Annotated in this window: 1 protein-coding gene; it reads right to left on the bottom strand. The window is 61.6% G+C overall.

Translation table 11 applies throughout. The annotated features are described in order from the left end of the window. Positions 1–168 precede the first annotated feature (168 nt). A complete protein-coding gene (locus OTB19_RS43245) occupies positions 169–516 on the bottom strand; it encodes a hypothetical protein (RefSeq protein ID WP_324290600.1) in 348 nt (115 codons plus the stop codon). Between the last annotated feature and the right edge of the window lie 145 nt (positions 517–661).

The raw sequence follows: 661 nt of genomic DNA, 5'->3' as shown, positions 1-661 counted from the left end.
CAGAAAGAACCTCGGAGAACCCGCCACCGGGACGGCCACCCGGGATACCGGCCTGCCCGAATCCGGAAACCCACCACAAAAGCAATCACACCGCGTGATCAAAGATCACGCGGTGGATCGAGGTTCAAGGCCTCGGGGGCCGGCATTCCGAAACGCTCTTCGAACGTGCTACCGCTCCGCATAGCGCAGGAACTGCCAGCCCAGTACGGCCAGAGCAAGCATCTGCGCAAGGGAAACGATGACAAGTGGCGTCTGGGCGGCGGGAGAGCGCCAGAATGCAGTCATGCAGATCATAGGCAAGGCCAGGTAGGTCAGCAGATCCACAGCGGTCTGAAGTCGCTTGCGCGTGGTGCGACTCGCATCGGCGCGATGGTAGGTCTCCCAGCCGAACACTGTGCTGCGGGCGGCAGTGAGCTCGCCCAGTCGTGGTCCCAACTGTTCCCGGACGTAGCAGCCGATCGACGAGATCTTCTCGTCGTTGATCAGGTAGGTCCAGCCCAGAACCAGGCAGATCACGGGGACGGCGAGCAGCAGTTGAGCCTGGATCCACCGCGTAGTGGTCGGGCTGTGGATGGAGAAATCAGAAGAGGTGCCCGCTGACCTGGGATGATGGGAGTTTCTACGCTTCCATCAGACCCGAGCAAGAGGGCACCTCGTAAGT

Origin of the sequence: Streptomyces sp. H27-H5 (genome assembly GCF_026627505.1) — a bacterium.
In the GTDB taxonomy this organism is placed as follows: Bacteria; Actinomycetota; Actinomycetes; order Streptomycetales; family Streptomycetaceae; genus Streptomyces.
The sequence above is the reverse complement of the archived record's forward strand: the minus strand, read 5'-3'. Positions and strand labels throughout refer to the sequence as shown.